This is a genomic window from Streptomyces sp. NPDC055078 (assembly GCF_053607985.1).
In genome coordinates, this window is sequence record NZ_JBSGUP010000388.1 from 1 (window position 1) to 7,809 (window position 7,809).

Genomic DNA, 7,809 nt, shown 5'->3' on the forward strand with positions numbered 1-7,809 from the left:
CGGTCCATGCCGCTCACCGGAACACCGGGCCCTGGTGGCGCCCGTGGGCCGCGGTCCCGCCCCCGCGATCGCCGGGGCGGGATTCGGCTTCGCGGTGTTCGCTCTCACCCCGGTCCGGCGTTCCCCGCCGACGGCGTCGGCTCGGCGGTCGGGGCGAGGACACGGGCGCGAAGTCACCGGGCCTCGCCGCCGTGGTCCCGGCGTCCCGGCGTCCGGACGTCCCGGCGTCCCGGCGTCCCGGCTCGGGGCGGTGGTCGCGCTCGCTCCGCCTCCCCGGGGGCCCGGCCGCCCGGTGCCGGGTGGCGTCAGCCCCGCTCGGGGCCCGTCGCGACCGGCCGGGCCGGGTCCCGGGTCCAGTGGGACCAGGAGCCCGCGTAGAGGGCGTGGGGGAAGCCCGCCAGTTCGAGGGCGAGCGCCTGCTGGGCGGCCGAGACCCCGGAGCCGCAGTAGACGCCTACCCCGGGTGCCTCGGGCCCGTCCTCCGACGCGCCCAGGGCCCGGAAGCGGGCGGCCAGTTGGTCCGGTGGCAGAAAGCGCCCCTCGGCGTCCAGATTCTCGGTGGTGGGGGCGGAGACCGCGCCCGGGACATGACCGGCCACGGCGTCGATCGGTTCGACCTCGCCCCGATAGCGTTCGCCCGCGCGGGCGTCCAGCAGCAGACCCGTACGGGCGAGCGCCGCCGCTTCGTCGGCGCTCAGCAGCGGGAGCCCGCCGGGCACGGGGGTGAAGTCGCCCTCGGCGGGGTCGGGGGACTTGGTCTCCAGCGGGCCGGTCCAGGCGGCGAGACCGCCGTCCAGGACCCGTACGGCGGTGTGCCCCGTCCACCGCAGCAGCCACCAGGCGCGCGCGGCCGACCAGCCCTGGGCCGCGTCGTAGACGACCACGGGCGACCCGTCCGACACCCCGGCGCGGCGCATCACCGCACCGAACGCCCCGGGGTCCGGCAGCGGATGACGGCCGCCCGCGCCGGGCGTGGAGGCCAGTTCCGCGTCCAGGTCGACGAAGACCGCGCCGGGGATGTGCCCCGCGTCGTAGTCGGGGCGTCCGTGCGGACCACCGAGCCGGTAGCGGGCGTCGAGCAGGACCGGGGGCCGCGGTCCGGCCAGTTCGGCCGCGAGAGCGGGCGCGGAGATGATGGGCGTCATGGACCTCATCCTCGTCCATCCCCTGCCGATCCTTAATACCGCCGAATCGGATCTGCGACACTAAAACGGGCATCCTCCGGCGGGAACCCGCCAAAAGCGGCGCGGCCGGGGCGCGCTCAACGCCGGGGGGTGCAAGCATTCACATCGGGGCGCACGGCCTTGCACCGTACAGAGGCCCGTACGCCGTCCCCCCGTACGGCCACGACGATGGTCCGAGGAGAGAGTGACGATGACCGAGGCGACTCGGCACACACCCGGCACACCCAGCTGGGTGAGCTTGATGGTGCACGGCCTTGACGCGATCCAGGCTTTCTACGGCGAACTGTTCGGCTGGGAGTACTCCCCCGGCCCGGCGCAGCTCGGTCCGTATGTGCGCGCCCTGCTCGACGGCAAGGAGGTCGCGGGTCTTGGGCAACTGCCCGCCGACCGGCGGCTGCCGATCGCGTGGACGCCGTATCTGGCGACCGACGACGCGGACGCCGACGCCGAGACGGTCAGGTGCAGCGGCGGCACCGTGGGCGTCGGCCCGCTGGACGCGGGCGACGCGGGCCGGATGGCGATCGCGACGGACCCGGCGGGCGCGGTGTTCGGTCTGTGGCAGGCGGCGGCCCACGGCGGCACCGCACTCCACGGCACCCATGGCACCCCGGTCTGGCACGAGTTGCTCACCGTCGAGACCTCATCGGTCGCCAAGTTCTACGAGACGGTCTTCGACTACGAGGCCGAGCCCGCCGAACCCGACACCCCCGGCGGCGTCGATCTGGTGACCCTGAGCCTGGACGACCGCCCGGTCGCCGCGCTGCGCGGCGTCGGCCGGTCGCTGCCGCGCGACCGGGGAACGTACTGGATGACCTGGTTCGAGGTCGGGGACCCCGACGACACCGCCCGCCGGGTGACCGCGCTCGGCGGACATGTCCTGAGACCGCCCGAGGACGGCCCGCACGGCCGCAGCGCGATCGTCACGGACCCGGAGGGCGCGGTGTTCACGGTCGTCCGATCGCCCCGCTGAGATCTTGGGCTCCACCGCGTCCATGCCACCTCGCGTCCATGCCACCTGTGACCCGCGGAACTTCGGGTCGGCACGGGTACTCGGCAGGCTCGGGATGACCCGGGAAGGACGTCATCGTCATAGCGCGCTGATCCGGGACGGCTGGCGGGACTCCGAAGTGTTCAGCATCCTCGAAGACGAGTGGCGCGACGAGGACCGCCCGGACGCCGACGGGTGGCCGGGCGGAGCAGCCAGGCGGCTCGGAGGTGCTACGAACGCACTTCGATGAGCGGGACGAGCTGCTCGACCGGGGTGAGGGAGCCGTGCATCCCCGCCATCGCCGACTCGTGCGGCTCCTGGCCGGAGGCGGTGATCGCCACATCGTCGCAGGCGGCGGCGACGACATCGCCGATCCGGCCGAGGACGCGCTCGTCCACCGACGGTCCGAACCAGCCCGCGGCGACGGCCTCTTCACGGCCGGCGACCCAGAAGCGCTCGCCGAGCACCTCGCGCCAGACCGTCAGCACATCGGCCTCCGCGCCCGGTACCGCGTACACATGGCGGGCCCGGCCCTCGCCGCCGAGGAGGGCGACCCCGGCGCTCAGCTCCCAGTCCTCGTCGAAGTCGATACGGGACTCTTCGTCGAAGGGGATGTCGATCATGCCGTGGTCGGCGGTGATGTAGAGGGCGGAGCGGGGCGGGAGCTGCTCGGCGAGGCGCTGTGCCAGCCGGTCGACATACATCAGCTGTCCGCGCCAGGCGTCGGAGCCGACACCGAACCGATGGCCCATGCCGTCGACCTCGCTGTAGTACGTATAGACCAACGACCGGTCGGCCGCCCCCAGTTCCCCGGCCGCGAGGTCCATCCGCTCCTCGCCGCCGAGGCGGCCGTGAAACGTTCCGCCGCTGAGCGCGATCCGGGTGAGCGGGGTGTGCTCGAATATCGGGGACGAGACCTGGGCGGTGTGGACGCCCGCCTCATGGGCGAGCTGGAAGACGGTGGGGTACGGCTGCCAGGCGTACGGATCGGTGTACGGCTTCCAGCGGAGCTGGTTCATCAGCGCGCCGGTGGCGGGGTCGCGCACGGTGTAGCCGGGCAGTCCGTGCCGCCCGGGGGCCAGGCCCGTACCGACCGAGGCGAGGGAGGCCGCCGTGGTGGCGGGGAAGCCGACGGTGATGGGGCGGCCGGTGCCGCCGCGCGAGGTGTGGAGGAGCGAGCCGAGGAAGGGCGCCTCGTCCGGGTGGCTCCGGATCTGCTCCCAGCCGAGACCGTCGATCAGGAAGACGCAGTTCCGGTCGGCGGGGGTCAGCTCGGGGATGGCCGGGGCGAGGCCCGGTACGCCCTGTCCCGCGGCGAGTGTGGGCAGCAGATCGGCGAGGGAGCCGGAGCCGTACTCGGGGACGGGTGCGGAGTCCACCGCGAGCGGGAGCGGTTCGTCCGGCCAGGTGGCGGGTGTCGCGGGCTGCACCATCAGCGAGCGGGCCTCGTGGCCGCCGTCGAGGTGGCCGGGGCGGCCGGAGCGGCTCCGGTGGCCGCCGTGGCCTCGGACAGCGCCTGGGCGAAGGCGAGAGTCTGCTGGACGGTGTCCGGGCCGTCACCGGCCTCGCTGACCCGCAGGCTCAGATCGTCGGCCGTGGAGTTGCCCGTATAGCCGTGGTCGGCCTCGCAGTTGGGGTCACCGCAGGCGGCGGGCTCCAGATCGAGCCGGGAGACCGCGCCCCAGCCGATGGTCAGGACGACCTCGCGGGGCAGGGTGCCGGGGGTGTACGACTCCGGGTTGGCGACGACGCGGCTGACGACGACGGAGGAGATCCTGCCGAGCTTGACCGACTCGGTGGAGGTGGTGGCGTACGGCGTCGGCGAGCTGGACTCGGCGGTCTGCTCGTCGGTGTGGCTGACGATGAAGCGGTTGCCCGTGAGGACGAGCACGGTGACATGGCGACGCACCTCGTTGGCGTCGAAGGTGGTCTCCTGGTGCACGAGATACGACTCGATCTGCTCCCCGCCGATGGCGGCCTCCACCGCCTCGGCCACGAGAGCCGGGTAGTAGCCGCTGCGCTCGATCGCCGCGCGCAGCCCCTGGGTCGTCGTACCGGTCTTCGCCATGCGGTCCATCCTACGGGGCCTCCGGGGCGTCGAGCGCTCAGTGCCGCTCAGTAGCTGGGGAGTCTGCGAGGCCCCAGGTCAGTGAAGGTTGCGGGGGGTGCGAGCCGCACGGACGCGCCGAGAACGGAGAGGCCGTGCTGAGCCACGACGACGGGTTCAAGACTGATTCCGACCACTTCGGGGTGGTCGTCCACAAGTCGTGATACCCGCAGGAGCAGCTCTTCGAGTGCCGCGGTGTCGACGGGCGCGGACCCGCGCCAGCCGAAGAGGAGGGGAGCTGTCCGGATGGTCCGGATCAGCTCGGCGGCATCGCGGTCGGTCGCGGGCACGAGCCGGTGCGAGGTGTCCCCCAGCAGCTCGGACGCGGCCCCGGCGAGCCCGAAGGACAGCACGGCCCCCACGGCGGGGTCGATGACGGCGCGGACGACGGTGTCCACGCCCCGGGGGGCCATCGCCTGCACGACCGGCCGCAGCTCGACCGGCCGGCCGAGGAGGTCGGTCAGCTCCCGGTACGCCTGCCGCACCTGCGCCTCGGAGGCGAGATCGAGCCGTACGCCCCCGAGATCGGCCCGGTGCCGCAGATGGGGCGCCGTGGTCTTGAGCGCGACGGGGTACCCCAGCCGCTCGGCGGCCCGTACGGCTTCGTCGGGCCCCGGCGCGGGGAGCGTGGGCCGCACCCGGATGCCGTACCGCCCCAGCAGCTCGTGCGCGTCCGCCGTCGGCAGCTCGCTGCTGCGGCCGTCCCCGAGGAGCCGGGCGATCTGTGTGGCGGCACCGTGCTCGTCGATGCCGTCGTACTCGGGGACCCTGCCCGGCTCGGCCGCGTGCCGCCGCCACTGCGCGTACTGCACGGCCTGCGCCAGGGCCCGCACGGCCCGCTCGGCGGCGGGGTACGCGGGAATCCGCCGCGCGGTCCCCTGTCCCGCGCCGGGGCCGTCGCGCACGGCGGCGCCGAGGGGCGCGGGCGGCCCGTGGGGGGCACGGCCGTCGCCCGCTGCCCCGCCGGGGCCGTCGCCCGGCCGGCGGGGGCGGGACGAGGTCGCCGTGTCCCGGGCGTCACGGGCAGGGGTACGGACCTCCGGGGCCGTGTTCTGGGCCGGGGTACGGACCTCCCGGGCCTGAGCCTCACGGGCCGGGGTACGGGCCTCCCGGGCCGGGGCGCGGGCGGCGGCCAGGGCCGCGGAGAGGCCGCCCAGCTCGACGTGGACCACGGCCACCGGCTTCGCCGGAGAGGCCGCGGCGGCCTCGCGCAGCGCCGCCGCGAGGACTTCCCCGTCGCCCGACTGGAGGTCGCCGTCCTCCCCCACGTAGGGGATCGCGGTCACCACCACCGCGTCGCAGCTCTCGTCCGACAGCGCCCGGGCGAGCGCGTCCCGGAAGTCCGCCGGGGTCGCCTCCGTCGTCAGATCGAGCGGCTGCCGCGGACGCAGCCCCTCCGTCAGACAGGCGTCGTAGGTGAGCAGCCCGAGGGCCTCGGAGTTCCCGAGGATCGCGACCCGGGGGCCCGCCGGCAGGGGCTGGCCCGCCAGCAGGACGCCCGCGTCGATCAGCTCGGTGACGGTGTCGACGCGGATCACCCCCGCCTGCCGCAGCAGCGCCCCGACCGCCGTGTCCGGGATACGGGTGACCGGTACGGCGTGCCCCGGCGGCTCGCTCCCGCTGTGCCGGGCGCCCTTGACCACGACGACCGGCTTCACCGCCGCCGTACGGCGGGCGAGGCGGGAGAACTTGCGCGGGTTGCCGATGGATTCGAGGTAGAGCAGGACGACATCGGTGTCCGGGTCCTCGTACCAGTACTGGAGGAAGTCGTTGCCGGAGACATCGGCGCGGTTGCCGGACGAGATGAAGGTGGAGAGCCCGGCGCCCCTGCGGTGCAGCCCCGACAGCAGCGCGATCCCGATCGCGCCGGACTGGGTGAAGAGACCGATGCGCCCGGCGGCCGGGGACTCGGGCGCCAGGGAGGCGTTGAGCCGGACGGCCCCGGCCGTGCTGATGACGCCGAACGAGTTCGGCCCGATGATGCGCATGCCGTACGACCGCGCCTGCCGCACCAGCTCCCGCTGGCGGCGCCGTCCGTCCGCGCCGCTCTCCGCGTAGCCGGCCGACAGGACGACCAGGCCGCGCACCCCGTGCCCACCGCAGTCGGCGACCACATCGGGCACGCGCTCGGCCGGGACCACGACGACGGCGAGGTCGACCGGTTCGCCCGCCGCCTCGGTGATCTCGCCGACGGAGCGGAAGGCCGGCACTCCGTCCACCTTTCCCGCGGCGGGAAAGGCGCGGTTCACCGCGTACGTACGGCCGGTGTACCCGGCGGCGAGGAGATTGCGCAGCACGGTGCGCCCCACCCCGCCCGGCGCCCGGCCGGTGCCGATGACGGCGACGGAGCCTGGGGCGAGCAGCCGCTGCACGGAGCGCGCCTCCGCGCGCTGCTCGCGGCCCCGCTGCACGGCGAGGGACTCGGCGGTCGGTTCGAGGTCGAGGGTGAGATGGACGGAGCCGTCCTCGAAGCTGCGCTTCTGGGTGTACCCGGCGTCCCGGAACACCTTGATCATTTTGTTGTTGGCGGGCAGCACCTCGGCCGCGAACCGCCGGATGCCCCGCTCGCGCGCCACTGCCGCGATGTGTTCGAGCAGCGCGGAGGCGACCCCGCGCCCCTGGTGCGCGTCCTGGACGAGAAAGGCGACCTCGGCCTCGTCGGCGGGCGCGCTCGCTGGCCTGCCCCGTGCGTCGATCCGGTCGTAGCGGACGGTCGCGATGAACTCCCCGCCGATCGTGACGGCGAGTCCCACCCGGTCCACGTAGTCGTGGTGGGTGAAGCGGTGGACGTCCTTGGCGGAGAGCCGGGGGTAGGGCGCGAAGAAGCGGTAGTACTTCGACTCGTCCGAAACCTGTTCGTAGAAGCTGACCAGCCGCTCGGCGTCCTCGGTGGTGATGGGCCTGATGCGCGCCGTGCCCCCGTCGCGCAGCAGCACGTCCGCCTCCCAGTGATCGGGGTAGGCGTGCTCGGGCTCGGTCCGCATGCTGAAAGCCTACGGCGCGATGATCGGTCGCGGAGGCTGTTGCGCCAGGGATGTCCGAGGTGGGACGGGTGGGCCGCGTCACGCCCTACGGGCCGCGCCGCGCCCCGGCCGGGGCCCGGACGCCTCCGGGCCGTACGGTACGCACACAGGGCAACATACGGTTACACGGCAACATGAGACACTGGTCTAGACAACCGCTAGTACTTGAAGGGCAACACCATGGCTGAGCGCCGCGTCAACGTCGGCTGGGCCGAGGGCCTTCACGCCCGCCCCGCCTCCATCTTCGTCCGTGCCGCCACGGCCTCCGGCGTCCCGGTGACGATCGCCAAGACCGATGGCAATCCGGTCAACGCCGCCTCCATGCTCGCCGTGCTCGGCCTGGGCGCACGGGGCGGCGAGGAGATCGTGCTCGCGTCCGACGCGGACGGCGCGGACGCCGCCCTGGACCGGCTGGCCAAGCTGGTGACCGAGGGCCTTGAGGAGCTTCCCGAGACGGTCTGATTCCCCGTCCCCCGTGCGGCAGGGAGCCGCGGTCCCGTCCAGGGC

The 7,809-nt window shown here is 74.1% G+C and carries 6 protein-coding genes; 2 read left to right on the forward strand and 4 right to left on the reverse strand.

The window, feature by feature from the left end:
* Positions 1–305: 305 nt before the first annotated feature.
* Entirely contained in the window at positions 306–1,145 is an 840-nt protein-coding gene (locus tag ACWF94_RS26920; RefSeq protein ID WP_453493676.1) for a sulfurtransferase, read from the reverse strand.
* Between the two features lie 229 nt (positions 1,146–1,374).
* Between ACWF94_RS26920 and ACWF94_RS26925 the strand changes: the two genes are divergently transcribed.
* Positions 1,375–2,154 (forward strand): VOC family protein, encoded by a 780-nt coding sequence (locus ACWF94_RS26925; RefSeq protein ID WP_453493679.1) that lies wholly within the window; start codon positions 1,375–1,377, stop codon positions 2,152–2,154.
* A gap of 248 nt (positions 2,155–2,402) precedes the next feature.
* Here the strand turns inward: ACWF94_RS26925 and ACWF94_RS26930 are convergent, their stop codons facing one another.
* From ACWF94_RS26930 to ACWF94_RS26940, 3 genes are read right to left on the reverse strand one after another with little or no spacing between them, the layout of a single operon-like run.
* On the reverse strand, positions 2,403–3,605 hold the full coding sequence (locus tag ACWF94_RS26930; protein WP_453493682.1) for an alkaline phosphatase family protein: 1,203 nt from the start codon (positions 3,603–3,605) through the stop codon (positions 2,403–2,405).
* Complete coding sequence (locus ACWF94_RS26935) at positions 3,605–4,249, reverse strand: DUF5998 family protein (protein WP_453493685.1); 645 nt, start codon at positions 4,247–4,249, stop codon at positions 3,605–3,607. Before ACWF94_RS26935 ends, ACWF94_RS26930 begins: the two co-directional genes overlap by 1 nt.
* Positions 4,250–4,287: 38 nt before the next feature.
* Positions 4,288–7,263, reverse strand: coding sequence for a bifunctional acetate--CoA ligase family protein/GNAT family N-acetyltransferase (locus tag ACWF94_RS26940; protein WP_453493688.1), 2,976 nt, complete (start codon positions 7,261–7,263; stop codon positions 4,288–4,290).
* Between the two features lie 219 nt (positions 7,264–7,482).
* Here ACWF94_RS26940 and ACWF94_RS26945 point away from each other — a divergent pair, with 219 nt between their 5' ends.
* Complete coding sequence (locus ACWF94_RS26945) at positions 7,483–7,764, forward strand: HPr family phosphocarrier protein (protein WP_453493690.1); 282 nt, start codon at positions 7,483–7,485, stop codon at positions 7,762–7,764.
* Positions 7,765–7,809: the final 45 nt, after the last annotated feature.